At 53.4% G+C, this 25,503-nt stretch carries 26 protein-coding genes; all 26 read right to left on the bottom strand.

What is annotated here, in order from left to right:
* Window positions 1-66: 66 nt before the first annotated feature.
* Window positions 67-570 carry an SRPBCC family protein gene (locus V7Z75_RS02555; RefSeq protein ID WP_334106982.1) on the bottom strand — a complete coding sequence of 168 codons (504 nt, stop codon included), beginning with the start codon at window positions 568-570 and terminating at the stop codon, window positions 67-69.
* Complete coding sequence (locus V7Z75_RS02550; RefSeq protein WP_334106980.1) at window positions 567-1,595, bottom strand: VWA domain-containing protein; 1,029 nt, start codon at window positions 1,593-1,595, stop codon at window positions 567-569. The genes V7Z75_RS02555 and V7Z75_RS02550 overlap by 4 nt, the downstream gene beginning before the upstream one ends.
* Window positions 1,596-1,597: 2 nt before the next feature.
* On the bottom strand, window positions 1,598-2,170 hold the full coding sequence (locus tag V7Z75_RS02545; protein ID WP_334106978.1) for a hypothetical protein: 573 nt from the start codon (window positions 2,168-2,170) through the stop codon (window positions 1,598-1,600).
* Entirely contained in the window at window positions 2,155-3,162 is a 1,008-nt protein-coding gene (locus V7Z75_RS02540; RefSeq protein WP_334106976.1) for a vWA domain-containing protein, read from the bottom strand. The genes V7Z75_RS02545 and V7Z75_RS02540 overlap by 16 nt, the downstream gene beginning before the upstream one ends.
* The gene (locus V7Z75_RS02535) at window positions 3,159-4,031 is read right to left on the bottom strand and encodes a hypothetical protein (protein ID WP_334106974.1); all 873 of its coding nucleotides are present in this window, start codon (window positions 4,029-4,031) and stop codon (window positions 3,159-3,161) included. The genes V7Z75_RS02540 and V7Z75_RS02535 overlap by 4 nt, the downstream gene beginning before the upstream one ends.
* Window positions 4,031-4,894 (bottom strand): DUF58 domain-containing protein, encoded by an 864-nt coding sequence (locus V7Z75_RS02530; RefSeq protein WP_334106972.1) that lies wholly within the window; start codon window positions 4,892-4,894, stop codon window positions 4,031-4,033. The genes V7Z75_RS02535 and V7Z75_RS02530 overlap by 1 nt, the downstream gene beginning before the upstream one ends.
* 32 nt (window positions 4,895-4,926) lie before the next feature.
* Complete coding sequence (locus V7Z75_RS02525; RefSeq protein ID WP_334106970.1) at window positions 4,927-5,946, bottom strand: AAA family ATPase; 1,020 nt, start codon at window positions 5,944-5,946, stop codon at window positions 4,927-4,929.
* Window positions 5,947-6,085: 139 nt separating this feature from the next.
* The gene (locus tag V7Z75_RS02520; RefSeq protein ID WP_334106968.1) at window positions 6,086-6,361 is read right to left on the bottom strand and encodes a methanol dehydrogenase; all 276 of its coding nucleotides are present in this window, start codon (window positions 6,359-6,361) and stop codon (window positions 6,086-6,088) included.
* Between the two features lie 103 nt (window positions 6,362-6,464).
* Window positions 6,465-6,905: a cytochrome c(L), periplasmic gene (gene moxG, locus V7Z75_RS02515; protein ID WP_334107377.1), complete on the bottom strand. Its 441-nt coding sequence runs from the start codon at window positions 6,903-6,905 to the stop codon at window positions 6,465-6,467.
* 80 nt (window positions 6,906-6,985) lie between these two features.
* On the bottom strand, window positions 6,986-7,828 hold the full coding sequence (gene moxJ, locus V7Z75_RS02510) for a methanol oxidation system protein MoxJ (protein ID WP_334106966.1): 843 nt from the start codon (window positions 7,826-7,828) through the stop codon (window positions 6,986-6,988).
* 78 nt (window positions 7,829-7,906) lie between these two features.
* Window positions 7,907-9,706: a methanol/ethanol family PQQ-dependent dehydrogenase gene (locus tag V7Z75_RS02505; RefSeq protein ID WP_334106964.1), complete on the bottom strand. Its 1,800-nt coding sequence runs from the start codon at window positions 9,704-9,706 to the stop codon at window positions 7,907-7,909.
* Between the two features lie 362 nt (window positions 9,707-10,068).
* A complete protein-coding gene (locus V7Z75_RS02500; RefSeq protein ID WP_334106963.1) occupies window positions 10,069-10,899 on the bottom strand; it encodes an SDR family oxidoreductase in 831 nt (276 codons plus the stop codon).
* A complete protein-coding gene (locus V7Z75_RS02495; RefSeq protein ID WP_334106962.1) occupies window positions 10,896-11,480 on the bottom strand; it encodes an NUDIX hydrolase in 585 nt (194 codons plus the stop codon). The genes V7Z75_RS02500 and V7Z75_RS02495 overlap by 4 nt, the downstream gene beginning before the upstream one ends.
* A 33-nt stretch (window positions 11,481-11,513) precedes the next feature.
* Window positions 11,514-11,807, bottom strand: a complete 294-nt coding sequence (locus V7Z75_RS02490) for a DUF2818 family protein (RefSeq protein ID WP_334106960.1) — start codon at window positions 11,805-11,807, stop codon at window positions 11,514-11,516.
* 45 nt (window positions 11,808-11,852) lie between these two features.
* Window positions 11,853-13,301 (bottom strand): NADH-quinone oxidoreductase subunit NuoN, encoded by a 1,449-nt coding sequence (gene nuoN, locus V7Z75_RS02485; RefSeq protein WP_334106958.1) that lies wholly within the window; start codon window positions 13,299-13,301, stop codon window positions 11,853-11,855.
* Window positions 13,302-13,321: 20 nt separating this feature from the next.
* The gene (locus tag V7Z75_RS02480) at window positions 13,322-14,809 is read right to left on the bottom strand and encodes an NADH-quinone oxidoreductase subunit M (protein WP_334106956.1); all 1,488 of its coding nucleotides are present in this window, start codon (window positions 14,807-14,809) and stop codon (window positions 13,322-13,324) included.
* A gap of 6 nt (window positions 14,810-14,815) precedes the next feature.
* Window positions 14,816-16,831 carry an NADH-quinone oxidoreductase subunit L gene (gene nuoL, locus V7Z75_RS02475; protein WP_334106954.1) on the bottom strand — a complete coding sequence of 672 codons (2,016 nt, stop codon included), beginning with the start codon at window positions 16,829-16,831 and terminating at the stop codon, window positions 14,816-14,818.
* 47 nt (window positions 16,832-16,878) lie between these two features.
* Window positions 16,879-17,187, bottom strand: a complete 309-nt coding sequence (gene nuoK, locus V7Z75_RS02470; RefSeq protein WP_011480272.1) for an NADH-quinone oxidoreductase subunit NuoK — start codon at window positions 17,185-17,187, stop codon at window positions 16,879-16,881.
* Between the two features lie 14 nt (window positions 17,188-17,201).
* Window positions 17,202-17,840 (bottom strand): NADH-quinone oxidoreductase subunit J, encoded by a 639-nt coding sequence (locus tag V7Z75_RS02465; protein WP_334106952.1) that lies wholly within the window; start codon window positions 17,838-17,840, stop codon window positions 17,202-17,204.
* Window positions 17,841-17,930: 90 nt separating this feature from the next.
* A complete protein-coding gene (nuoI, locus tag V7Z75_RS02460; protein WP_334106950.1) occupies window positions 17,931-18,422 on the bottom strand; it encodes an NADH-quinone oxidoreductase subunit NuoI in 492 nt (163 codons plus the stop codon).
* Between the two features lie 9 nt (window positions 18,423-18,431).
* The gene (gene nuoH / locus V7Z75_RS02455) at window positions 18,432-19,451 is read right to left on the bottom strand and encodes an NADH-quinone oxidoreductase subunit NuoH (RefSeq protein WP_334106948.1); all 1,020 of its coding nucleotides are present in this window, start codon (window positions 19,449-19,451) and stop codon (window positions 18,432-18,434) included.
* Window positions 19,448-21,874 carry an NADH-quinone oxidoreductase subunit NuoG gene (gene nuoG, locus V7Z75_RS02450; protein ID WP_334106946.1) on the bottom strand — a complete coding sequence of 809 codons (2,427 nt, stop codon included), beginning with the start codon at window positions 21,872-21,874 and terminating at the stop codon, window positions 19,448-19,450. The genes nuoH and nuoG overlap by 4 nt, the downstream gene beginning before the upstream one ends.
* Window positions 21,867-23,192, bottom strand: coding sequence for an NADH-quinone oxidoreductase subunit NuoF (gene nuoF / locus V7Z75_RS02445; protein ID WP_334106945.1), 1,326 nt, complete (start codon window positions 23,190-23,192; stop codon window positions 21,867-21,869). The genes nuoG and nuoF overlap by 8 nt, the downstream gene beginning before the upstream one ends.
* Window positions 23,189-23,665: an NADH-quinone oxidoreductase subunit NuoE gene (gene nuoE / locus V7Z75_RS02440; protein ID WP_334106944.1), complete on the bottom strand. Its 477-nt coding sequence runs from the start codon at window positions 23,663-23,665 to the stop codon at window positions 23,189-23,191. The genes nuoF and nuoE overlap by 4 nt, the downstream gene beginning before the upstream one ends.
* Window positions 23,662-24,915 (bottom strand): NADH-quinone oxidoreductase subunit D, encoded by a 1,254-nt coding sequence (locus tag V7Z75_RS02435; protein WP_334106942.1) that lies wholly within the window; start codon window positions 24,913-24,915, stop codon window positions 23,662-23,664. Before V7Z75_RS02435 ends, nuoE begins: the two co-directional genes overlap by 4 nt.
* A complete protein-coding gene (locus V7Z75_RS02430) occupies window positions 24,908-25,501 on the bottom strand; it encodes an NADH-quinone oxidoreductase subunit C (protein WP_334106940.1) in 594 nt (197 codons plus the stop codon). Before V7Z75_RS02430 ends, V7Z75_RS02435 begins: the two co-directional genes overlap by 8 nt.
* Between the last annotated feature and the right edge of the window lie 2 nt (window positions 25,502-25,503).

Raw genomic sequence — 25,503 nt, 5'->3', positions numbered from 1 at the left:
GAAAGCCCTGCTTCTGTCAGAAGCAGGGCTTGTAAACTCATTTGGACAATCCAACGCCCAGCAATGCTACTTGCCTGACTCCAACCCTGCCAGGCCAGCCTTGACGAAACTATCAACAGCGTTCTGCGCCGTTTCGTCATCCTGGCCTTCCGGTGGTTCATTGCCGGTGTCAAAGCGGTAAAAACGCGCCATCCAGCTCACCTTGGAGTTGCCGCCGTCGGCTTCCACCTTGATGCGCCCGGTGAGTGAGCTGACCGGCAAAGCTTCCAGCGCAATCTCTCCGCCCAGACGGTAGGATAGCGTCTTGTTCGCCACATCCAGCTCATCCACCTGTTGCTGAATCTTGCCACCGTTCTGCAAGGTCAGGTTAGTGGTCTTGTCATCCACCACTTCGCAAGCCTTGATTTCAGGGTGCCACTTGGCAATGGCGCAAGGCTCGGCAACCTTGGCCCACACGGCGTCAGGGGCGGCCTTGACGACAACTGTCTCATCGGTCTTGCGGGGAGTGGGGCCATGTGCAAATGCAGGAGTTGCAATGGCAAGGCTGAGTATTGCGATCAATAGCTTCATCTTTTTTTGAACCTCAAATGTTGTTGAACGAAATCGAAAAACCTGGGCGGCATGAAGAATGCCAGAATCAATAACATTGCCGGCAACGCGAACCAAGGTCTCAGATCCGTTTTTCCTGAACGCCAAGTCGCCATACCGGCTGCGGTGGCATCTCGCGCAAAACCACGCAATGTTTCCAGGCGTGTATATTTCAGGCCAGCGGCTTCAGCCAACTGTTTTAATGATTTTTCATCCAGCCCCGATAGATTGGCTTTTGTGTCTTCCGCGGGATTTCGACCATGTGAGGCATTGCGACTGTTCAGGTAAACTTCTTCACCTTCTATGACTTCCTGATCCTGCTCCATTTCATGGACCGACTTTGGGGTGTACATGCCAAACGTGGCAAAACGCATCACTTCTTCCAGTTCCCAATAGCCGATGATATTGTCATGCTCATCCAACTTGGGAATTCTGCTCAACTCCTCTTTGCCTGTGCCAACTAGCATCCCATCAACCTCCCCTGGTTTACCTTCAAACTTGGGCAGGTAGTCCGGGTTGGATGGCGGCGCCTGATGTCCGTCGGTAAAAAATACAAGATGGTAGCCAGGCCCAAGTTTGGCGGTCTGCTCAATCCCGCTCAACACGCCATGAGTAATGAATGAATCTGCCGCCCAGGCCATACGCCAATCCATATGGTCTATCGTTTGATCAAGCGCGGAGAAATGAGCGCATACCTCCAGGGGGCGCACGATATTCTGCGTGCCGCGCTCGGTAAACATGCCCAGCGCTACTGTCGACCCGCAAGGCAGGTCGCGCAGGGTTTCGCGCATGGCTTTCTTGGAAAACTCCAGGCGGCTGATGCTTGTGCCTTCCTGCATATAATCCCGCACATTCATGCTTTGGGTAATATCGAGCACGAAGAATAAATCAAAGACCCGACGCGGCAAGGTAGCCTGCGGACTCAGCATGGTCAGCGCAAGCAAGACCACACTGGCCAGCATCAAGCGCCCACGCAGGTCAAGCGCGGAAAGTTTTAGCGATTGCAAAATCAAGGCATGCCTCTTGGAAAACCAGGGATGGACGGCCAGCCATCTGGGCGCTTTTCGTCCTCCTCCACCTCATCATCATCTTCGTTGTAGCGATTAGGGGTTTTCACGCCAGCGAAAGAAGGCGACAAACGCAAGGCAAGCTCAAGGTTGTACTTGGCTTCGACCCATTCTGGATCGATCAGGAGCGCCTTGCTGTAGTTTTCTTTGCACAACGACATCAAAGGCCCTACCTTGTCCCAGGAAACATAGCCTTCGCTCTCCAGAATATCCACGCTTTGCTTCAGATAAAGGTTGCCGGAATTGAAATATGCCGCCTTGCGCACATTATCATCCCCTTTCGATGCAGCCTCTATATACAGATCAAGCGCTTTGTCAGCCTGCCCTTGCTCTGCCAGCCTCCACGCATCGGCGAACAACTCGCGCGCCGATTTTCCACCCTGGGCTTGCCCAGCTTCCAATTTGTGGTTGTATACACTGCTGCGATACAAATCCATGCTACTCCACACCAGGCTTGCGATTCCCAGCACCAGCAAAAGCAACATCCACGGAAACAGCCTCAAACGGCGCGCCATCTCTTAACCTCCGTCAGGTGTAGGGCAAACAACGCTGCAACACACAGCAATGACAATAGATAAAACATCCAACTCAAATCCTGACGGGCCGCCGCCTCGTAATATTTCACCGGCTGGTTCTTGAGCCGGGAGATATCAGCCAGCGCATCCTCTACCGCCTGTGGGCTTTCTGCCTCATAGATGTGGTAGTTCACACCCAGCGTCTTGAAATATTCATGCAATTGATACTCAGGATAAGCATCCCGGTCTTCCTCTTCCGGAGGGATATTCTTGATACTCACGCCATTGGCGGACCGCAGATACACCCAATACAGCGAAGCCCCTTGTCGATGGAACATTTCACGCAGCGTATCCTGGGTTTTGACATCCAAGTGCGCCCCGCCGTCGGATACCAGCAGAATCGCACGTGCCCCTGTTACCGGGCGACCCTCGAAATAATCCAGTGCCATGCCCAGGCCGCGGGCCACGGCAGTAAAGCCCATGCCACCCGCCTCTGTGGCACGCAATGCTGCCAGCACAGCCTCTCTATCGCCACCCAAGGGCGCGACCAGAATAGGCGAAGTGCTGAATGTCACCATGCCCAGCAAATCTTCACGGCTCTGCTCGACAAAAGCCTGCAGAACCCGGCGAGCCACCGCCATTTTGGATTCACTATCGGCGTTCTTGGCGGTATCTGCAAAGCTGTCATTCATGCTCGTGCTGCGATCCAACACGATCATGACGTGCGCCCCATGCCCGACCTTCTCCAGCTGTTTTTCTCCCCAGTAAGGGCCGGACAATGCAATGGCGATTGCCGCAATAGCCAACGCCCCTGCCCAGCGCCACAAACGCTCTATCCACACTGAAAGTTCATCTTCGGGCAAGCGTGAAATCGCTGGATAAGGAAAGGCAGCGTGCCCACGCACCAGTAAAGGCAGCAGGGCCAGCAGGATGAGCGCCAGCCATCCCGGCGCTTGCAAACCAGCTCCCGCGTTCTGGAGAAACTCGCTCACGGCATCTCCATCAGGCTGAGCTGGCGCGCCAGCTTTTCCACTTCCGCCTGGTTGATGGTGTCAGTCTTGCCCGCGAAAAACATCTGTTGCGCCGCCAAGAAGAATTTCTCAATATCGCCCTGGAGTTTTTTTGCTTCAGGATGGTTTGCAAAGAATTGCTGCAACCCCTCCTGGGTAATGGCTGCGCCTGCATAATCATTGAATGCGCGGCTCAAAAGGCGGACCGAATCCTGCAAGCCATTCTGCTGCTTGCGGATACGTCGAATCTCACGTGCGGCGCGACGGAAAGGACTGGCATTCCTGGACTTGAAAGGCAGATAATCGAAACGCCAGGCAAAATACAATACCGCCACCAGCACTGCCACTAAAGACCAACCGAGCTGCTGCGCAATCGGTTGCAGAGGCTGTACCTGCGGTGCTATCGCCGCACGGGGTGTCGCCTGCTCCTCAGTGAGCATAGTAGGCAACATGGGCGCCATCAGGATTTCAGCAGGCTGTAACCTGGCAACCAGCATCTCGTCTCCCTTGCGAAACTGGAGATCCAGGGCGCGCAACGGAATAGGCCGCACATCGCGCAAGGTGCGGAATACCTGCCAGTCGAAAGTCAGGATATGCTTGATGCCCTTGCTGATATGCTCAGTTTTATGGGAAAAATCCCGCAGCTCGATATGCGCGCCAGCACCGCGACGCTTGGGTATGGAGTTTTCATCCAATTCAAATCCGTTTGGCGTGATGACTTCCACGCGCTGCTCCACGACGTCGCCGACGCGATAGCCAATGTCCCGCACAAAGGATTGGGCATCGATGCTTTTTTCAGCAGCCAATACAGGCAATGCCAGGAATAGCAAAGACCACAATACACGTCTCATCAACTAGCCTCCAAAAGATGACGCGTCAGCAAACCGGCATCAAATTTATCTTCAATAAAGAATGGCGCTCGCGCGCCAAAGCGGCGGCACAGTTTCTTAAGCTCTTCCTTGCGCGCGAGATAGCGCTGCTCGATCTCCCGCTTGAGGCTGCTCCGCAGGAATATGGAGCGATCACCACCACCTTCCATATCCCGCACCCGCGCCCAACCCCACTCGGGCAAGTCGCGGTATTCGCTGCTGTCCCACAGCACCAGCGGCACGACATCGTGCGCGGAAAAGGCTGTGAGTGTTTTATTGAGCAAACCTTCATCCAGGTGAAAATCGGAAATCAAAAAAACCAATGAGCGGCTAGGACGTACCAGATCAATCGCGTGCGGCAAGCCCAGCGCACCGGATTGAGGGCGAATATCCGCATTGAATACCTTGCCATGCAACTCCTGAGCCAGGCCGCGCCGCGCTGAGGGCGGCATGAACAAATCCTGCCGCACGCTATCGTCGCAGGCCAACAAGGAAAATGCATCGCCATGCCGAGTGCTCGACCAGGCAATTGCCGCAGTGATATCCGCAAGCAAACGCTTCTTTTCGGCATTGCCCGCAAACCGCATGGAGGCAGACACATCCAGCAAGGCATAAACCACGATGGCACCCCGCTCGAAGAACGAACGCACCACAAACTTTCGTGGAATCATGCGCAAACTGGCCCGTAAATCCAAACGCCTGGGATCAGGGTTATCCATGAATGGCACATAGCCTGCAAAATCAGCGCCGTTACCCGGCGTGCGCGTGGCATGGGCGCCCGGCTGTACGCCACGGGCGCGCCAGCGCAGGTGATAGTAAAATTCCTGTGGAGTGAAACTTGCCAAAATAACGCCTGCCTTTTAATAAACTACACAGATCAGGGCGCAGGAATTTTGTTCAGGACACCACTCAACAATGCAGGGGCAATGTCGTCTCGACGCAGTTCATAAGCCGGAGTGAAGAATATTCTGTGGCCAACAGTTTCAGGGAAGACCGCACGAATATCATCCGGCGTCAGGTAATCGCGCCCTTCAAGCCAGGCGCGCGTGCGCGCCGCGCGCATCAACATTGCCATACCGCGAGGACTGGCTCCGCCAGCCACCAGCCGGTCGATGTCCACATCTTCGATCTGCACGCCGATGCGTTCCGGGTGCCGCAATGCCTGCCAGATGTTTACGGCATAATCCTGCAATGCCAACTCAGAGCGTACACTTTCCTGAATAACGGCAGAAACCGCATTCAACTTGTCGTAAGGCACCAATGCAGAATCCAGTGTATTGATCAATGCATCGGCATCATGGAAGCGCGTGCTGAACATCAAGTCCCGCTGAACCTCCCTGTCCTCAGGCGCTGTCACGGAGATTTCCATGAAGAAGCGGTCGCGGGCGGCTGCGGGCAACTCAAAGGTTTCCTCACGCTCCAAGCCGTTACGATCGGCAAATACGGTCAAGTGTGGAAAGATGTAGTCACGATTGAAGGCATTGACGCTACGCTCTGCCATGAGACGCAGTAGCAGAGAATGCGCTTGCGGGCGGGCGCGGTTGATTTCGTTGAAGAAAAATACAGCAAGGTCTTCCTCATGCCGCAGCAATGGACCAGGCGCGACAGCAGGCTGGCCTTTCTCATCAATGTAGGCATGGTAGAGAAAATCACCAGGCATCAGGTCAATAGCGCCCTCAATCCGCTGATAAGCGCCGCCCAGCAACCGGGCTGCGGCTTTCAGGAGCGTTGTCTTGCCGACACCGACATCACCTTCCAGCAGGACATGACCACGCGAGAAGATGGCAATCGTCAGTGCGCGAACCTGTTTCTCCAGCCCCAGCACTACCTTATTGATAGATTGCTCAAAGGATAATGCGCGTTCCCGCCACTCGTTCAAATTGATTTGTTCTTGCATGGTATTGCATCCCGCTGACTGAAGATTTTATTTAAATGACACTCTTGCAAAATGCCATTTAAATACCTCATCACCCGCGCTTAGTCAGTAAAAAGGCTGATGCCCCCAAAGGTCATCAGCCTTCCTCATACCACTATGATTACTTCACATCAAATGTGAAAGTACCAGTCGCCTTGGCATTAGCAATACGCTTGGCATTGCGCTCATCAATTGCCTTGATAGCCTGCTCTTGCTTGCTGAGCTCAGCAGGATCGTGCTTGGGGTCGTACTTGGAACCAGCAATCTTTTCAGGATAGCCAGGTTTAGCTTGCCAGCAATCGCCAGGCGCACGGCAGGTTTGTCCGTCGTAAGCGAAAGCAAGGCCAGAGGCAACCATCGCACCTACGGTTGCTACTAATGTCAAAACGCGCTTCATTGATATCTCCTTGTGTTATGGTTGCTGGTGGTACTGCTTGATCCATCGGGAGCCACCAGTAGCATCCCGGCAGAATTAAATCCTTGACTGCTGTTCAGAAGATTTAAGAGTCTTTGTGCTCAAAAGTATCAACAGCCTTTTTGGCTTTTTCCGGGGCAGTGTGCAAAGCACGAACCCAGCTCATGATGTGCAATATCTCATCTTGAGTCAGCAAACCTTGCTGCGGCCCCATCATGCCGGCCGCACCGCCAAAAATGGTCTCAAACAGGCCCTTGTCTTCTAGGTTGGTGGGATAAGTCCAGTAATCATCTGCCAACGCAGGCCCCAGCTTACCTTCAGCCAAATGCCCGTGACAGCCTGAGCATGCAGTGGCGAATATCACATACCCCTTGTTCAAGGCTTCCTGGTCACCGTTATATGGATTTTTACCTGTATTCCTGAACTCCAGCACCTGAGGCGTATCATCCTCGCCACTGGTATCCAGCACATCACCAGACACCGTCCCGCGGAACTCCAGTTCGGCCTGTGCCGATGCCAGGAACATTCCTGTTGCCAGCGCTATACTCAACCCGCTTACTACTGCTATTTTCTTAAACATTGCTACCCCACAGAATTACATAAACACTAAATAGGCAAGAGAGGAATGTGCTCTCGCTTGAGCACTGCATTGATCTCTTCCTGGCTGGAGGCAATCGCCTTATCCAACTCAGCCTTCAAGGCCTCATCGCCAAGCCGAACACCCATTACAACTTCATACTGCATTGGAATCTTGCTGCCATTGGCTCGCTGCGCATCATCCTTGATCAACACCATATTCAGAGGTGTCGTGGATTCCGCGACATATTTGGCAACCGATGGTGCCCACAACGCTGCACCATGCAATTTCATGGTGATCACATCATCCACCAGCTTGCGCTCATCAATCTTGACATAACGGTTACGTGTGGATTTGAAATCAGTCAGTTCAACCAAATAGTCGAACATGTCATCAAAGCGCCCAATCTCAAGCATCATGTTCTTAGCTGGACTATCTGGCAGAAATCCCAGCCTGAAGTTACGCTCCTTGAGATACGGATGATCCCAGGAGGCAATATCAATTTCTCTGTCCTTGCGTGTGACAAACACATAGCCAGACTTATAGTAGGTTTGGGTAGTGAGCACACGAGGATCACCCTTATCCAAACCCATCAATACATCACACTGCTTTTTATCCAGAAAATCCCGCACGGCATAACGTGCATCTGCCCACCACACAAATGTCACCTTACGATCCATGGCCTTGCCCATGATCTTAGCAATTTCGTTTTCAAACCCTTGTTGCTTGTCATTTGAGTAAGGCAACTCATCCTTGCCGGCACAAACTCTCAGTTCACCAGCAGCTTGAGCCTGCAACGCCATCATGCCCATAAAACCCACCAACACAGATTTCACAGCGTTGATACAGGACTTCTTATTCACAATATGCATGTATGCTTACTTCCAGATTCTATTGAGTTGCCGGGGCAGCCAGGCCGCCCCGGAACATGACATCAGCTTGTCGTTAAATTACAGGCTGAACACCATCAGGCCACCACCCATTTGGGTATGGTTCTGCAGTTCCTTGAAGGCACCTACAGCACCCAGACCAGCGCTAGGATCGGTCAAGTCGAATACCAGACCAACGCCAGGCCAACCACCTACACCGTACATAGAACCGATGTATTGCTTACCCTTGAACTGGTAAGTCATAGGAGCGCCGATACCACCGGATGGCATCTTGAACTTCCACAGTTCCTTACCGTTGTCCTTGTCCAGAGCCTTGATGTAGCCATCAAGCGTGTTGTAAGCAACCAGGCCGCCCTTGGTAGCGAGAGTACCGCCCCAAACAGCGAACTTCTCCCACTTGGTCCACTTGTACTTGCCAGTCACAATGTCCATGGCGCGTACTTGACCCATTTCCTTCTTGGTTGGGCCGCTAGGTCCAGGGTACATCGCCAGGGTTGCACCTACGAAGAACTGACCAGCACGGTATGGCAGCATGAACGGCTCCCAATCCATACAAATGTGGTTCAAACCTGCGTAAACGATAGGCTCGTCAAGATCCAATGCATCCAGACCTTGGTTGTGGAAACCCATGGCGGAAGGACATACGTTGGTGCTCTTGTGGTCCATGCGTGTGCTGAACTCAGGATCACGGACTGGAGTACCGGTCTTGAGGTCGACCTTCTTGAACACGTTCACTGCTGGATCAACCTTGGCAGCCTGAATCAGGTTACCGTTGTCGCGGTTCAGTGTGTACATGATGCCGTTACGGTCAATGTGAGTCAGCAGAGGAGTTACTTTGCCGTCAACCTTGTGATCGGAAAGAATCATTTGGTTCACACCAGCGAAGTCCCACTCGTCGTGAGGAGTCTTTTGGTAGCCCCACTTGGCTTCGCCTGTGTCCAGGTCACGTGCCCAGATGGTCATGGTCCACTTGTTGTCGCCAGGACGCATGGTTTCGTTCCATGGTGCTGGGTTACCGGAACCGTAGTAGAACAGGTTCAACTTAGGATCGTAAGCATACCAACCCCAGTTAGTACCGCCACCAATCTTCCATGCATCACCTTCCCAAGTCTTCAGACCCAGGCCGAATTGACCATAGTGAGGATTGTCGCTGTTGAAGTTCTTGGCCAGACGCACTTCTTCGTCAGGACCAGTTGCAAAGGCACGCCATTGCAGTTCGCCGGTCTTCAGATTGAAGGAATTAACAGCGCCACGAACACCCAGTTCAGCACCGGAGCAGCCAATCAGGACGCTGTTCTTGACGACGTATGGAGCCTGGGTCAGCGTAGCGCCAACCTTGGGATCGCAAACTTCGATTTCCCATACAACCTTACCTGTCTTGGCATCAAGTGCAAGCAACTTACCATCCAGTTGCTTCTTCACAATCTTGCCGTCGCCGTAAGCCACGCCACGGTCAACGATGTCACAACATGCAACAGCCTTGACGGAAGCCACTTGCTTTGGCTTGTGCTGCCAGGCAATCACACCAGGATCGTTCAGATTGATCGCAAATGTGTTGTTAGGGAAAGCACTATGGATATACATCATGTCGCCAATCACAAGTGGCGCACCTTCGTGCCCATGCAATACGCCAGTGGAGAAGGACCAAGCGGCCTTCAGGTTCTTGACGTTGCCCTTGTTGATCTGGTTCAGTGTGCTATTGTGCTGACCATTGTAGTTACCGGTCTGCAAAGCCCAGTTGTCTGCTTTACTTTGCAAATTCAGGACTTCCTGATTTGCCTGAGCACCTTGCATCGCCGCCAGTACCAGCACACTGCTCACTGCAGCGCTGATACCGATGTTGGCTACTCTGCCTTTCATATACCTCTCCTCATTCTGGTTTGATTACAAACTCCCTGCCGATCCGTTGTTACTCGGCAGAAACAATTCTTAACAATTTGTAACATTCCACATAGATGAAAGATTCCCTACAAAACGGGAAAGTGTTCACATAAAAACCATGAGGCTATTGATGCGGAGGATATTGAATTAGCGGCATATTGCCCAAAACAGTGCTGATTGCACCATAGTAAAAATCAGCTAACTATCTGTTAATCAACCGCTAAAAGAAGGTGATATTGTTTGGGATAAAATCCCGAACAATCTAAGGATTATCTTGGGAAGGTTGCAAGAAAATGCTACTGGGAAGCAGCATAGGTTGTCAGCCTATACTCAGGAAATATTCAATATCCGGCATTCAGCAACGCCTGATACCCTGCCACATAATCTGGATAGATAAATCGGTAACCTGTCGCCAGCATGCGCTGGTTGCTTAACCGCTTGTTTCCCGCAACCGTGGGGGTCGCAATAGTTTCGGCTTCAACCTGGAGTTGCTGCGCAAGCCAGTGCAACACGTCATATAAGGCTACTGGTTGAGAATCGGTAACAAGATATAATCGCGCCGGTGTCGCATACTCCAACTGCCCGATCAGGTATTGAATGAATGCGGCCCCATCATCCCTGTGGATGCGGTTGGTCCAGCCGTTTTTGGGCGGCCATTGTGCTGGCACTTGCGCCAAGCGGATCATACGTGTGCGGCCTGGGCCGTAAATACCAGAAAATCTCAGCACAGTAGCAGGATAGCCAGCAAGTAAAGCCTCTGCCTCCAGCATGCGCTGTCCGCTAAAATCCGTTGGCAGTGGCGGTATATCCTCATCCAGCCACTCATGCGTTTCCTGACCATAGACGCCAGTACTGGAGACGAAAAATATATGCTGCAACGGCACGTTTTTCAGTGCTGCCAATACATTGCGCAAGCCCTCGACATAACTAAGACGATAATTTTCATCGCTATGTTCGGTAGCCGCCACGCAGTACACCAGTATCTCTGGTTGGATCGTGGCAATTCGCTCTAAGGTCGTGGGAGAGGCTACATCGGCAGTCATCAATTGCACTCCAGCAGGCATGGTCTTGACAGAACGGCGTAACCCAATCACTTCATTTCCTGCTTCTGCCAAACGGCGCGCAAGCTCCATCCCCAAGTCACCGCAACCAGCGACCAGAATCCTACTCATTTGACAGCTGGCGCGGCCCACTCGCCACTGAGGAATTTTTCCGCGCGGAACAAGGCGACAATGGTTTTGCCATCTGTCAGCTCACCAGCTTGAATCATCTTCAGGGATTGCTCCAAGCTCGCTTCGAACAGCTGCAAGGCTTCATCCTCATCCCGGTTATGCTCTCCAGAAGATAGCCCGCGCGCCAGATAGATATGGATGACTTCATTAGAATAGCCAATGCAGGGATGTTGCAAACCCAGATAAACCCACTCTTGCGCACTGTAGCCGGTTTCCTCCAGCAATTCGCGCCGCCCGGTTTCCAGGGGAGGTTCCCCTGCATCAATCTTGCCTGCTGGCAATTCGATAAACACCCGGCCCAAGGGATAACGGAATTGCCGCTCCAACAGCAAGTTACCATTCCCCAGCACCGGCACCACCACGACGGCTCCAGGATGAATGACATACTCCCGCTGACTGGTCGCACCGGAAGGCACCTTGACCTGATCGCGCTTGACCAGCAGCATGCCGCCTTCGGCAATGGTTTCCGAGGACAATGTGACCTCGGTGAGGTCATGATCACTATATGGTTGATGACTCATGAGCATGAAGACAAGTTTTTAAGGGTAGCCCGCTCATGCCTTGCGCCAGAGATAGCGGTAGACAAAACCGGGGAAAGCAAACACCAAAAACAGGCTGAAGGTAATGGCGTAAAACTCCCAACCTTGCGCCGCTATCTGGCCGATACTGCCGCGCTCCACCAGGATGGCAATACCGCCGACGATGAAGTACAGCACGATCAGCTCAAGCAAGCTCCAGCCGATGGCTTTTTGCTGACCATTGACCGGAATCAGATAAAACAGGCGTTCTGAAAACCATGGCAGATTGGCCGCCAGCAACGCCAACAATAGCAGAATGGTAATTGTCATGAACGCAAGGATACCTCAGGAGCAGTTTTCACTGTTTCCGCCGGGTTATTGAATGCTATGTAGAATGGCATAGGCGCATATATCCATCAACTGTTGCGGGAACATCCCCAATAGCAGCAAACCGATCGCGTTCACGCTCAGAACCAGCCTCATGTCGAATGGTGCTGTAATCACATGACGATCTTCCGCATCATCGAAATACATATATTTGACCACGCGGAGATAATAGAAAGCGCCTATCAATGCCATGATCACGGCGAATACTACCAGCTCGGTGAAACCTGCCTGCAAGGCGGCCTGCAACACAGTGAACTTGGCATAGAAACCCAGGGTCGGCGGTATTCCTGCCATGGTAAACATCGTCAGTAGCATGAGGAAGGCATACCAGGGACTACGCTGGTTCAATCCCTTGAAATCCTCCAGCCTGTCCGCTTCAAACCCTTTGCGGCTCAAGAGCATGATCACGCCAAATGCGACGAGTGCCATCAGCACATAAGACAAGATGTAGAAAGTCGCCGAAGCATAGCCATTGAGGCTGACGCTCAACAAGCCAAGCATCATGAAGCCTATGTGGGAGATCGTGGAGTAGGCCAGCATACGTTTGATATTGGTCTGCGCAATCGCGGCAATATTCCCGATGATCATGGACAAGATTGCCATGATGATCAGCATCCCCTGCCAATCAACCGCCAAGACAAACATAGCCTGAATCAGCAGACGCATCACCATGGCAAAGGCCGCGATCTTGGTTGCCGATCCAATAAACAGAGTCACTGCCGTTGGAGAGCCGTGATAAACATCAGGCACCCACATCTGGAATGGTGCAGCGCCCAGCTTGAAGGCGAGGCCAGCAACAATGAACACCAGTCCCAGCACCAGCACACCATGATCCGGCACGCCGGTCAGCAGCGCCTCGGCAACGCTTGATACATTCAGGCTGCCGGTCACGCCATAAAGCATGGACATGCCATACAACAGCATGCCGGAGGCAAGTGCACCCAGCACGAAATACTTCATTGCGGCTTCGGTAGAGCTGGCATTGCTGCGGTCAAGCGCCACCAGTGCATACAGCGATAGCGAGAGTAGTTCCAGTCCGATATATAGCGTGAGAAAGTGCTGCCCCGATACCATGACCATCATGCCCAAGGTCGAGAACAGCACCAATGCATAAAACTCACCACGGAACATGCCGCGTAGGTGAATGTAATCACGGGTGTAAATCAGGGTCACGAAAGTGGCCAGATATATTCCCAGCTTTAAAATATCGGCGAGTGCATCATCCACAAACATGCCATTAAATGCATAGGCCACTGCAGTAGAATGCGTCAGCAATGTCACGGATGCCGCTGCCAGCAGCGCCATCTGCGTAAGGATATAAATCAGGAAGCGATTCGATGGCTTGAGGAATAAATCCAGCAGTAGAATAACCATCGCCATCACAAGTACGACGATTTCCGGCAGCGCTGTCATCAGATCAAAGGATATGGCGTTCATTTATTATCTTCTCGTCACGATTACAGTGGCGGCAACTTGCTCAGCGCCATGTGTTCAAGCAACTGGCCCACAGTGGCATGCGTCATTTCGGTAATGGGCTGTGGATAGATGCCAAAACCCAGCACCAGGACGGCCAGCAGCGCCAGGATGAAAAACTCTCGGCAATTGATATCCTTCAGAGCTGCCACCTGTGGATTGGCTACTTCGCCATAATAGACCCGCTTGATCATCCACAAGGTGTAGGCTGCGCCGGTAATCAGGGTTGTGGCCGCCAGGAAGGCATACCAGAAATTCACCTGAATCGAGCCCAGGATCACCATGAACTCACCAACGAAGCCTGAAGTACCCGGCAAGCCGGAATTGGCCATGGCGAACAGCACCGCAAATGCCGTGAAGACGGGCATGGTATTGACCACACCGCCGTAATCCGCGATCTGGCGACTATGCATGCGGTCATAGAGAACGCCCACGCAGAGGAACATCGCGGAGGAAATGAAGCCATGGGAGATCATCTGCACCACGGCGCCTTCCATGCCCAGCGGATTGAAGATGAAGAAGCCTAGCGTGACAAACCCCATATGGGAGATGGAAGAATAGGCGATCAGCTTCTTCATGTCCTTCTGTACCAGCGCCACCAGCGCGATATACACCACAGCAATCAATGACAGCGTGATCATGAAGCCGGAAAGATAATGGGAAGCATCGGGCGCAATCGGCATGGCGAAGCGCAAAAAGCTGTAGCCACCCAGCTTGAGCGCAATCGCTGCCAGCACTACCGAGCCGCCGGTCGGCGCCTCGACGTGGGCATCCGGCAGCCAGGTATGTACGGGCCACATCGGGATCTTGACGGCAAACGCCATGAAGAAGGCAATAAATATCCAGATCTGCACATTCAGCGCCAGCGGCATGCGGTAGTACTCGACAATATCGAAAGTGCCGCTCTGGAGATAAAGGTAAATAAATGCCACCAGCATCAGCAGGGAGCCAAGCAAGGTGTACAGGAAGAACTTGATGGTGGCATAAACGCGGTTCGGCCCACCCCATATGCCAATCACCAGGAACATGGGAATCAGCATGGCTTCCCAGAAGATATAGTAGAGAATCGCATCCAGCGCGGCGAACACGCCGATCATGATACCGGACATGATGAGGAAGGCCGCCATATATTGGGCGACACGTTTCTCGATTACTTCCCAGCCTGCCAGTACTACGATGAAAGTCGTGAAGCTGGTCAGCAAAATCAAGGGGACAGCAATACCGTCCACGCCCAGATGATATTGGATATTGAACGCAGGTACCCACTCCATACGCTCCACAAACTGGAATCCAGCAAATTGGTTATCAAAACCCAGGTAAAGCGGCACGGTTACGGCAAAACCCGCAATACTGCCCAGCAGAGCCAGCCAGCGTGCAGCACCGGCATTCTTGTCCCCACCAGTAAACAGTACCAGTACGCCCGCCAGGATAGGCACCCAGATAGACAGGCTCAGAAAAGGTAAGTCATTCATAGCTTGTTATATTTTCATGAAGACGGTAAGCAAGAGGAAAACGCCGATGATCATGGCAAACGCATAGTGATAGACCAAGCCGGTCTGCAGACGCCTGACCAAGCCAGCGACACATGCCACCAACCGGGCCGAGCCATTGACCAGCAGCCCATCGATCAGCTTCACGTCGCCGATCTGCCAGAGCTTGTTCCCAATAAAACGGGAGCCGCCGGCAAAAAATCTTTCATTGAAGCTATCGAAGCCGTACTTGTTGTCGAGAATTCGGTAAATCAGCCCAAACCTGTTCTTGATGGCGGCAGGGATATCCGGGCGCTTCATATAGAAGAACCAGGCCAGTGCTACGCCTGAGGCCGCGAGGATGAATGGCAGCGCAGTCAAGCCATGCAACGCCATGGCGCCAGCGCCATGGAAATGGTGGGCCAGCTCATGCATCGCACCATGCTGCTGATGATCTACATAAATGACATCGTTGAAATAATCGCCAAACACCATCCAGTCAATCGCAATGTAGCCGATGATCACCGAAGGAATCGCCAACAATATCAATGGCACAGTCACGACCCATGGCGATTCATGCGGCTTGTCGTTCGGCCCCAGGCCATGATGATGTTCGTCGTGCTCGTCATCGTGATGGTGGTGATCATGTGCCTTGTGCTGCATCCACTTTTCCTTGCCATGGAAAACCAGGAAATACATGCGGAAGGAATAGAAGGCCGTGACAAACACGCCTGCGAGTACCGCAAAATAGGCAAAACCGCTACCCGGGATATGCGAAAACTGTACTGCCTCGATGATGGAGTCCTTGGAATAGAAACCGCTGAACCATGGCGTGCCGATCAGTGCCAGGGAACCGATCAGCGAAGTGATCCAGGTAATCGGCATGTATTTGCGCAGGCCGCCCATGTTGCGCATATCCTGGTCGTGGTGCATGCCCATGATCACAGAACCTGCACCGAGGAACAGTAGTGCCTTGAAGAAAGCGTGCGTCATCAGGTGGAAAATCGCCACGGAATAGGCGGATACACCCAGCGCCACTGTCATGTAACCGAGCTGGGACAACGTGGAGTAAGCCACCACTCGCTTGATATCGTTCTGGATGATGCCCAGGAAGCCCATGAACAATGCAGTTATCGCGCCGATCACCAGCACGAACGATAGCGCGGTGCTGGACAATTCATATAGCGGCGACATGCGGGCCACCATGAAGATACCGGCTGTCACCATCGTCGCAGCATGGATCAGAGCTGAGATTGGAGTGGGGCCTTCCATGGAGTCCGGCAGCCAGACATGCAACGGCACCTGCGCGGACTTGCCCATGGCACCGATGAACAGCAGAATGCAGATAACGGTCATCAAGGACCATGCATGCCCTGGAATCAGTTCGACCGTCGCATCGGTAAATTGTGGTGCCATCGAAAATACGGCAGCGTAATCCAGGCTACCCAGATAGTAGAGCACCATACCGATGCCAAGCAGAAAGCCGAAATCGCCCACGCGATTGACCAGGAATGCCTTGAGGTTGGCATAGACTGCAGTCGGCCGTTGGTACCAAAAGCCAATCAATAGATAGGACACCAGACCCACGGCTTCCCAGCCGAAGAACAATTGCATGAAGTTATTGCTCATCACCAGCATCAGCATGGAGAAGGTGAACAGCGAGATATAACTGAAGAAGCGGCTATAGCCGGGGTCTTCCGCCATGTAGCCTATAGTGTAGATATGCACCATCAGCGAAACAAAGGTCACCACCACCATCATGGTTGCGGTCAAGGTATCCACCAGGAAGCCGACCTCGAAGCGGTGGCCGCCGCTAGTTAACCAGGTATAAACCGCACCATTGAACACATTGCCCTGCAACGCATCCATAAATACGCATACTGACAAGGCGAACGATGCCGCCACGCCCGCAATCGTGATCCAGTGCGCCGATGCGCGAGGCAGGCTGCGACCAAACAACCCAACAATGACAGCAGCAAACAATGGCAGCAATGGAATCCAAAGATACAGACTTTGCACTGTCATGCCATCCCCCTGGAATGCCGACAGGAAATACGCGGAATTTGCATGTACTAACCTTTCAAGCTGCCAATATCATCGACATTGATGGTTCTCAGATTGCGGAACAGCAACACAAGAATCGCCAGGCCGATCGCAGACTCCGCTGCGGCGACGGTAAGGATGAAGAATACGAATATCTGGCCCGCAATATCATTCAGATAGTGCGAAAACGCGATGAAATTCATGTTCACTGCCAGCAGCATCAGTTCAATTGCCATCAGCAGCACAATCACATTTTTGCGGTTCAGAAAAATGCCAATCACGCTAATGGCAAACAATATCGATCCCAGAATCAGGTAGTGGGAAAGCCCTACACTCATCAGATTTGCCATCATCATTTTTTCTCCGCCTCGGATTCAGGAACCACCGCGGCTTCTTTCTCGGCCTGCATGCTGACAATGCGGATACGATCGGCACGCTTGACCTTGACTTGCTCGGCAGGATCCATGAATTTCGAATCCTTGCGGTCGCGCAGGGTCAGCGCAATCGCTGCCACGATCGCTACCAGCAGCACCACCGAGGCCAGCTCGAATGGCAACAAGTAGTCGGTATAAAGCTGGCGGCCAATTTCGGCGGTATTACTGTAAGTAGCAGGCCTGGGCGACGGAGCAGTGAGCATATCCGCGCTGAAGTGCTTGCTGCTCAGTATCATCACCATTTCCGCAGCCATGAGGATGCCGACAGGCAAGGCAACAGGCAGCGCATTCCAGAACCCCTCACGCAGCTTGTCAAGATTGATGTCCAGCATCATCACCACAAACAAGAAGAGCACCATCACCGCGCCGACATAGACCAGCACCAGCGCAATGGCCAGAAATTCGGCTTCCAGCAACAGCCATATTCCTGCGGCTGTAAAAAAAGCCAGCACCAAGAAAAGTGCCGCATGCACTGGGTTGCGCGCAGTGATCACGCGCAAGCCGGCAAACAGCAGGATGGCGGCCAACGCATAAAAGACATAATCCTGGAATATCATGATGATCTCCGTAGAGCAGAGGAGACAGACTTCATATGCTTAAGCCCACGCATTTCCTTGAAGCCAGCTAGCCTCCCGTAGCTTTCTTCCCTAGCGATACTTAGCATCTACAGTCCTATCCGCAGCAATCTGCTCTTCGTATTTATCGCCTACCGCCAGCAACATAGGTTTGGTGTATAGCAAATCACCACGCTTCTCGCCGTGGTAATCAAAAATCCTAGTCTCGACGATCGAGTCCACAGGGCAGGACTCCTCGCAAAAGCCGCAGAAAATGCACTTGGTCAGGTCGATGTCGTAACGCGTGGTGCGACGGGTATTGTCTTCCCGCTGCTCGGACTCGATCGTGATCGCCATCGCGGGACATACTGCTTCACACAGCTTGCAGGCAATACAGCGCTCTTCCCCGTTTGGATAACGCCGCAATGCATGCAGGCCACGAAAACGCGGGCTGATCGGTGTGCGCTCCTCCGGAAACTGTACCGTGATCTTGCGGGCGAAGAAATAACGCCCGGTCAGGGCCATGCCCTTGACCAGCTCAAGCAGCATGAAACTTGAAAACAACTCTTTTATCTTACTGATCATCACTGATTCTCAATGAAACAAATAAGCCCATGGAGTCTGCATCATTGCCCCCACGAACAGGATCCAGACCAGCGTCACGGGAATGAACACCTTCCAGCCCAGGCGCATGATCTGGTCATAGCGGTAGCGGGGGAAAGTCGCCCGGAACCACAGGAAGAAAAACAGCAAGCCAGCGACCTTGAGCAACAGCCAGACAATGCTGTCCGGCAGGAACGGCACCGGAGACAGCCAGCCGCCCAAGAACATGATGGCGGCCAGTGTCGCGACCAGGATCATGTTGGCATATTCGGCCAGAAAGAATACGGCAAACGCCATACCGGAATATTCCACATGGAAGCCAGCGACGATTTCGGATTCGCCTTCGGCCACGTCGAACGGCGCGCGGTTGGTTTCTGCCACGGCACTGATGAAATACACGACGAACAACGGAAACAATGGCAGCCAGTACCATTGCCAGAAGCCGCCGGACTGCGCCAGCACGATCTTGCCGAGGTTGAGGCTATTGGCGGACATCAGCACGCCGACCAATGCGAAACCCATGGCGATTTCATAGGAAACGATCTGCGCCGCCGAACGCATTGCGCCAAGGAACGCATATTTGGAATTGGAGGCCCAACCCGCGATAATGACACCGTAAACCCCAACCGAAGTCATGGCCAGGATGTAAAGCAGGCCTGCATCGATATCCGCCAGCACCAAGGTCAGGTCGAACGGGATAACGGCCCAAGCCGCAAATGCAGGCGCAATGGCGAGAACCGGTCCCAGCAAAAACAAGGTACGGTTGGCTGCGCTGGGGATGATGATTTCTTTCATCAACAACTTCAGGCCGTCAGCAATCGGTTGCAACAGACCATAATATCCGACCCGATTAGGCCCCAGACGCACCTGCATGAAGCCGATGACTTTGCGTTCTGCCAATGTCAGATACGCTACCGCCCCCATTAAAGGCAAAACAATTGCCACGATCTTGAGTAGCGTCCAGAGCACTGGCCAGAGCGGCCCCAAGAGGTTTTGCACAGTTTCCATCATGCCACTACCTCATGTTTTGGCTGCTCCGCAGCCATGCGCTCAACCGTGATTTCGCCCATCAAGTCACCCAGGCCAGCTGTTTCAGGCAATGCTCCTGGAATCCGTACGCAACCGAACGGCACACGGCTGTCTGCATGCGCTTCCAACACAGCACTATCATCGCCCTGCTTGACCAGGATGCGCTCGCCATCATTGATGCCCAGCTTCTGCATCTGCTCGGGATGCAGGGCAGCGAGTACTGCCTTCACGACCTGGCGGGTTTTCTGCAGCGGTGGAGAACGACGCACCATCGCATCGGACTGGAACTGCGGAATCTCGCCTATGCGCTGCAAATCGCCATCAAGCCTGACCTTGACCTCAACTTCAATCAACTCGCGCAGGTTGTTGTTCAATGTACGCCAGACAACCGCGGAAGGTTTCTCGCCACCGAAAATCTCGTTCTTGATCTCTTCGGTACTGTCAAAGTCAAAATTACTGGCGCCGAGCAAATTACCCAGTACGCGCAATACCTTCCATCCAGGGCGGGCCTCACCCAACGCCTTGGTTACTGCAGCAAAACTCTGCACCCTGCCTTCCATGCTCATAAAGGTGCCGGAGGTTTCGGTAAATGGCGTGATCGGCAGAAGGATATCGGCATCCCGCTCTAGGGCTTCGGATTTATAGGCTGTCAGGGCCACCACGCATTCCGCCTGCTGCAATGCTTTTCTCGCCAGGCTGGGGTTGTGGCAATCCATTTCCGGTTCAACATTGACCAGCATATAGGCTTTGCGCGGAGACTCCAGCATGGCGCGCGCATTCAATCCGCCAGCCTTTGGCATAGCGCCCACCAGATTGGCGCCCACGCTGTTGGCACCTGCGCTCAAGACGCCAAATGTGGCTCCGCTCAACGATGAAATCGCTTCTGCAAGGCTGAAAATCTCGGTATAGCGCGGGTGGTATTGAGAAATATTGCCTAGGAACACCGCAGAGCGGGGACTGATCAGTGTCATAGTTTCCCCATGACCCGTCAGACTAAGCGCCATCGCGCGGCTGGATTCCTGCACTTCCACACCTTCGAGCAATTCGCTCAGGGACTTCGGCAGACACAGCGACAGCCGCTCAAGACCGGACACGGCCTTGAGTATCTGCAGCAGCACATCAACCATATCATTGGGCGAGCAGATCGTCTTGTGCTTGACCGGAATCAATGGGTCATCATCTAGCGGGTTCACCAGGGAAAGCTCCGCGCCATTGGCCACCGCCCGGCGGATACGCTGAGCCAGCAAGGGGTGCTCGTTGCGGAGATTGCTGCCGACCACCAGGATACGGTCCATTTCCTGCACATCCGGAATATTGCAACCCATCCAGATTACGCCGAGCCGTTTGCCATCATGCCGAAAATCGGTATGACGCAGGCGGTAATCGACATTATCCGAACCCAGGTCATGAGCAATCCGGGTTGCCAGATATGTCTCCTCCATGGTGCTATTGGGAGAAACCAGCACACCCAACGCATCACCGCTTTCGCTGTTGACGATATCCTTGATCTGGCCTGCTGCAAGTTCCAGGGCAGTTTTCCAGTCGGTTTCGTGCCAAGCTCCATTGTTCTTGACCATGGGAGTTTTGAGACGGTCAGGACTGTTCAGACCTTCATAGGAGAAACGGTCGCGGTCGGAAAGCCAACATTCATTGATGGTTTCCTTTTCGCGCGGCAGCACGCGCATGACCTTGCCATCCTTGATATGCACTTCGATATGCGAGCCGAGGCCATCATGCGCGGCAATGGAAGGGCGGCGGATCAACTCCCAGCTACGCGCCGTATAACGGAAAGGTTTGCTGGTCAACGCGCCCACCGGGCAAAGATCAATGATGTTGCCGGAAAGCTCCGAATCCACGCTTTTGTCGACGTAGGCCGTGATCTCGGCATGCTCACCGCGATTGATCAACCCAAGCTCCATCATGCCGCCGACTTCCTTTAGGAAGCGCACGCAACGCGTGCATTGAATACAACGCGTCATATCGGTGGAAACCAATGGTCCGATGTTCTTGTTGACGACCACGCGCTTGGCCTCGGTATATCGTGAGGCGGGCGCACCATAAGCCATGGCGATGTCCTGCAGGTCACATTCGCCACCTTGATCACAAATCGGGCAATCCAGCGGATGATTGATCAGCAGGAACTCCATCACGCTCTGCTGCGCCTCCACGGCGGCCTTGGAGCGCGTAAATATTCTCATGCCATCTGCAACCGGGGTAGCACAGGCAGGCAATGGCTTATTGAATTTCTCTACCTGTACCAAGCACATGCGGCAATTGGCAGCAACAGAAAGCTTTTTGTGATAACAAAACCGCGGGATGGGAATGCCCAGCTGATCGGCTGCATCAATGATGGTAGAGCCGTGTTCTACTTCGACCAGCTTGCCATCTATCTCAACATTAAGCATAGACTACCTCTTGCTGTGCCTGACTGGATGCCGCCAAGCCATCTTCCACCATGCTGCGCCCATGGCGGATGTAATATTCAAATTCTGGGCGGAAATGCTTGATGAAACTTAGTACCGGCGTTGCCGCCGCATCGCCCAATGCGCAAATGGTGCGGCCGGAAATATTGTTGCTGACGTCGGTCAGCAGGTCCAAATCCTCCATCCGGCCCTCGCCATCCACAATGCGCTTGATCACACGGTACAGCCAGCCCGTGCCCTCACGGCAGGGCGTGCACTGTCCGCAGGATTCCTCGAAGAAGAAATAGGACAGGCGCTTGAGCGTCTTTACCATGCAGGTGGTTTCATCCATGACGATCATGGAACCTGCCCCGAGGCTGGAACCCGCCTTGGCAAGTCCGTCGTAATCCATGGTAGCGTCCATGATGGCTGCCGCAGGCATCACCGCAGTTGACGGCCCCCCGGGAATGACGGCCTTCAGTTGCCGCCCTTTCCAAACGCCTCCAGCCAAGGCCAGCAATTCTGTAAAAGGCGTACCCATCCTGAGTTCGTAGTTTCCGGGTTTGGCAACATGGCCAGAAACCGAGAAAATCTTAGTTCCACCCGAGTTGGCGACACCAAGTTCCTGAAATGCCTGGCCGCCATGCTCCAGGATCCACGGAATGGAAGTGTAGGATTCCGTATTGTTGACGTTGGTCGGCTTGCCGAACACGCCATAGCTGGCCGGGAAAGGCGGCTTGAAGCGCGGTTGGCCCTTTTTCCCCTCGATCGATTCGATCAATGCAGTTTCCTCGCCGCAGATATAGGCGCCATAGCCATGTACCGCGTAAAGGTCAAAACTGAAATTGGTGCCGAACAGGTTTTCACCGAGATACCCCGCCGTACGCGCTTCGTCGAGCGCCGCCTCGAATATCTCGTAATCCTGCCAGATTTCACCGTGAATATAGTTGTAGCCTACCCGCGCGCCCAAGGTATAGGCGGCAATTGCCATTCCCTCGATGAGCTGATGCGGGTTATAACGGATGATATCCCTGTCCTTGAAGGTGCCAGGCTCACCCTCGTCAGTATTGCATACCAGATACTTGGTGCCGTCGAAATAGCGCGGCATGAAGCTCCACTTCAAACCAGTGGGAAAGCCCGCGCCGCCACGCCCGCGCAAACCGGAAAGCTTGACCTGGCTGATAATCTCGGTGGCCTTGACCTTTTCCGTTACCAGCCGCCTCAGCTGAGCATAGCCGCCAAGTTTGAGGTAGGTTTCCAATGACGCTGGATTTTCCTGGCCCACCGTACGCAGGCAAACCAGGGTTTGTGTCACGCTCATTCCAGACCTTCCAGTATTTGATCCACCTTTTCCGGTGTGAGGTATTCATGCATCTGGGTATTGTTGATATGGAACAATGGTGCGCCGCCGCAACACCCCATGCACTCCCCCTCCTTCAAGGTGAAGCGGCCATCTGCCGTAGTTTCGTTGAAGCCAATGCCCAGGCGTTTTTCCAGGTGTTCGACAATTTCAGCAGAGTCACGCAGCATGCAGGAAATATTGGTACAGACGGTAATCTTGTACTTACCCACCGACTCAAGGTCATACATGTTATAAAAAGTCGCCACCTCCAGCGCAGCAATGGCAGGAATGCCAAGGTAATCCGCCACTTCGGCAATTGTCTCCTTGGATAGCCAGCCTTTTTCAGTCTGCGCAATGCGCAGTGCCGACATCACCGCCGCTTGACGCCGATCAGGCGGGTACTTGGTCAGCTCTCGATCTATCTTGGCAAATGCTTCAGCAGACAAACTCATCGGTCAATTTCTCCGAATACAATATCCTGGGTGCCGATAATGGCCACCAGGTCGGCAATCATATGGCCTCGCGTCATTTCGTCTAGAGCTGCCAGGTGAGCAAAGCCCGGTGCGCGAATCTTGAGACGGTAAGGTTTGTTGGCACCGTCGGATATCATGTAGATACCGAATTCACCCTTGGGATGTTCGACTGCAGCATAGGCTTCACCTGCGGGTACGTGAAAGCCTTCAGTAAACAGCTTGAAATGGTGAATCAGCGCTTCCATATCGTGCTTCATCTCCTCGCGAGGCGGTGGCGCGACCTTGGTATTGTCGCTGATCACTGGCCCAGGGTTCTTGCGCAGCCAATCTATGCACTGCTTGATGATGTGGTTGGATTGACGGAACTCCTCGATACGCACCAGATAACGGTCATAGCAATCGCCGTTCACACCCACTGGAATGTCAAAATCCAACCGATCATAGACCTCATAGGGCTGCTTCTTGCGCAAATCCCATGCAAAGCCACTGCCACGCAACATCGGCCCAGTCATTCCCAGCGCCAACGCACGCTCGGGCGATACCACGCCAATACCCACAGTGCGCTGTTTCCAGATACGGTTGTCTGTCAACAGGGTTTCATATTCATCGACATAAGCCGGGAACCGGTTAGTGAAATCCTCGATAAAATCCAGCACCGAGCCCTGGCGATTCTCGTTGAGCTGGCGCACATGCTCCTTACTGCGCACCGCAGACTCCTGATACTGCGGCATGCGGTCCGGCAAATCGCGGTAAACACCGCCCGGACGGTAATAAGCTGCATGCATACGCGCCCCAGAAACGGCTTCGTAGATATCGAACAAATCCTCCCTCTCACGAAATGCGTAGAGGAACACCGTCATCGCCCCCACATCCAGCGCATGCGCGCCCAGCCACAGCAGATGGTTGAGGATGCGGGTGATCTCATCGAACATGACGCGAATGTACTGCGCACGCAAAGGCACGTCCAGTCCGATCAGCTTCTCGATCGCCATGACATAGGCATGCTCATTCGACATCATGGAGACGTAATCCAACCGGTCCATATAAGGCACAGACTGCAAATAGGTACGGTTCTCGGCCAGCTTTTCAGTGGCGCGATGCAACAGGCCGATATGCGGATCGGCGCGCTGGATGACTTCGCCGTCCAGTTCCAGCACCAAACGCAACACTCCGTGCGCGGCAGGATGCTGAGGCCCGAAGTTCATGGTGTAATTACGGATTTCAGCCATGATGGAAACCCTCCTCGCGTATCACTCTAGGCACATTGTTACGCGGATCAATGCTGACAGGCTGGTAGACTACGCGCTGCTGCTCGGGGTCATAGCGCATTTCCACATTCCCGATCATGGGGAAGTCCTTGCGGAACGGATGACCCACAAAGCCATAATCGGTCAGCAGGCGACGCAAATCCGGATGGCCTTCATACATGATGCCGTAAAGGTCGAACGACTCACGCTCGAACCAGTTGGCGACAGGCCAGAGATCAACCATAGTAGGTAATACCGGAAAATCGTCATCAAACGCAAACACTCGCAGGCGCAAACGCTGGTTTAGGCTGATGGACAACAAATGGTAAACAGTGGCATAGCGCATGCCAGACCAAGTACCCTCGCCATACTCGGCATAATCCACACCGCATAAATCAATCAGTTGCTCAAATTTCAGCGAATCATGATCGCGCAATAGACGAGCCACCTCCAGCAAAGATGCCGGTTTGCACTCAATGGTAATCTCACCAACGTGCTCGATGAGACGGATGATGCGATCTCCAAGAACCGCTTGTAGATGCTGTTTTAATTGTTCCAGGCGCGTCATTC

The organism is Methylobacillus sp. (assembly GCF_036844465.1).
Classification (GTDB): domain Bacteria; phylum Pseudomonadota; class Gammaproteobacteria; order Burkholderiales; family Methylophilaceae; genus Methylobacillus.
Note: the sequence above shows the minus strand (reverse complement) of the source record. Positions and strands in the feature narration are given on the sequence as shown.

Bases quoted from the DNA above. Each gene is read 5' to 3' on its own strand.
- V7Z75_RS02505 (WP_334106964.1), bottom strand. From the start codon at position 9,706: ATGAAAGGCAGAGTAGCCAACATCGGTATCAGCGCTGCAGTGAGCAGT.
- V7Z75_RS02520 (WP_334106968.1), bottom strand. From the start codon at position 6,361: ATGAAGCGCGTTTTGACATTAGTAGCAACCGTAGGTGCGATGGTTGCC.
- nuoF (WP_334106945.1), bottom strand. From the start codon at position 23,192: ATGAGCGTGACACAAACCCTGGTTTGCCTGCGTACGGTGGGCCAGGAA.
- nuoN (WP_334106958.1), bottom strand. From the start codon at position 13,301: ATGAACGCCATATCCTTTGATCTGATGACAGCGCTGCCGGAAATCGTC.
- moxJ (WP_334106966.1), bottom strand. From the start codon at position 7,828: ATGCATATTGTGAATAAGAAGTCCTGTATCAACGCTGTGAAATCTGTG.
- nuoK (WP_011480272.1), bottom strand. From the start codon at position 17,187: ATGAGTGTAGGGCTTTCCCACTACCTGATTCTGGGATCGATATTGTTT.
- moxG (WP_334107377.1), bottom strand. From the start codon at position 6,905: ATGTTCCTGGCATCGGCACAGGCCGAACTGGAGTTCCGCGGGACGGTG.
- nuoE (WP_334106944.1), bottom strand. From the start codon at position 23,665: ATGAGTTTGTCTGCTGAAGCATTTGCCAAGATAGATCGAGAGCTGACC.
- V7Z75_RS02525 (WP_334106970.1), bottom strand. From the start codon at position 5,946: ATGCAAGAACAAATCAATTTGAACGAGTGGCGGGAACGCGCATTATCC.
- V7Z75_RS02495 (WP_334106962.1), bottom strand. From the start codon at position 11,480: ATGAGTCATCAACCATATAGTGATCATGACCTCACCGAGGTCACATTG.
- nuoI (WP_334106950.1), bottom strand. From the start codon at position 18,422: ATGATCAGTAAGATAAAAGAGTTGTTTTCAAGTTTCATGCTGCTTGAG.
- V7Z75_RS02430 (WP_334106940.1), bottom strand. From the start codon at position 25,501: ATGACGCGCCTGGAACAATTAAAACAGCATCTACAAGCGGTTCTTGGA.
- nuoG (WP_334106946.1), bottom strand. From the start codon at position 21,874: ATGCTTAATGTTGAGATAGATGGCAAGCTGGTCGAAGTAGAACACGGC.
- nuoL (WP_334106954.1), bottom strand. From the start codon at position 16,831: ATGACAGTGCAAAGTCTGTATCTTTGGATTCCATTGCTGCCATTGTTT.
- V7Z75_RS02465 (WP_334106952.1), bottom strand. From the start codon at position 17,840: ATGATATTCCAGGATTATGTCTTTTATGCGTTGGCCGCCATCCTGCTG.
- V7Z75_RS02545 (WP_334106978.1), bottom strand. From the start codon at position 2,170: ATGGCGCGCCGTTTGAGGCTGTTTCCGTGGATGTTGCTTTTGCTGGTG.
- nuoH (WP_334106948.1), bottom strand. From the start codon at position 19,451: ATGATGGAAACTGTGCAAAACCTCTTGGGGCCGCTCTGGCCAGTGCTC.
- V7Z75_RS02480 (WP_334106956.1), bottom strand. From the start codon at position 14,809: ATGAATGACTTACCTTTTCTGAGCCTGTCTATCTGGGTGCCTATCCTG.
- V7Z75_RS02500 (WP_334106963.1), bottom strand. From the start codon at position 10,899: ATGAGTAGGATTCTGGTCGCTGGTTGCGGTGACTTGGGGATGGAGCTT.
- V7Z75_RS02490 (WP_334106960.1), bottom strand. From the start codon at position 11,807: ATGACAATTACCATTCTGCTATTGTTGGCGTTGCTGGCGGCCAATCTG.
- V7Z75_RS02435 (WP_334106942.1), bottom strand. From the start codon at position 24,915: ATGGCTGAAATCCGTAATTACACCATGAACTTCGGGCCTCAGCATCCT.
- V7Z75_RS02535 (WP_334106974.1), bottom strand. From the start codon at position 4,031: ATGAGACGTGTATTGTGGTCTTTGCTATTCCTGGCATTGCCTGTATTG.
- V7Z75_RS02555 (WP_334106982.1), bottom strand. From the start codon at position 570: ATGAAGCTATTGATCGCAATACTCAGCCTTGCCATTGCAACTCCTGCA.